Genomic DNA, 562 nt, shown 5'->3' with positions numbered 1-562 from the left:
GCCGGGGGCGGAGCCAGCGCGTTTCGTGCCTGGTCAACGCTGTTTGATGCGCAGATCGCCGTTGCCGCCGTGCAATATCCAGGGCGAGAAGATCGTTTTAACGAAGCGACCATCGATGATATGTCACGCCTGCTGGACACGCTGATGACCGAGTTGCAACGCGACATCGCGGCCCGGCCCTACGCGCTGCTGGGGCACAGTATGGGTGGCGCGATTGCGCATGAGCTGGCGGTGCGATTGGAAGCGCAGGGCATGCCGCCGCGACATCTGTTTGTCTCTGGTCGGCAACCACCCCGTTATCACCCGCGCGACAGCGCCGTTCATCGCAGTAGCGACAGCGATATTCTGGCCGAACTGCGTCGTTTGAATCCGCGCAATAATGCGCTGGTGGAATCGCCGGAATTGGCTGCGCTGCTGGTGCCGATTATTCGCAGCGACTATCGCTTGATCGAAAATTATCGACCTCATGACACGCCGGTGATTGGTTGTCCGATCGATGTGCTCGCCGGACGGGACGATCCCGATCTTCCCGCCGAGGAAGCCTGTGCCTGGGCCGATTACA

Annotated in this window: 1 protein-coding gene; it reads left to right on the top strand. The window is 60.9% G+C overall.

All coding sequences use genetic code 11. From position 1 onward, the window contains the following. The coding region (locus J5224_RS34450) for a thioesterase II family protein (protein ID WP_264629321.1) at window positions 1-562 on the top strand (562 nt) is incomplete at both ends.

This window comes from Candidatus Symbiopectobacterium sp. NZEC135, from assembly GCF_025962695.1.
The sequence above is the reverse complement of the archived record's forward strand: the minus strand, read 5'-3'. Positions and strand labels throughout refer to the sequence as shown.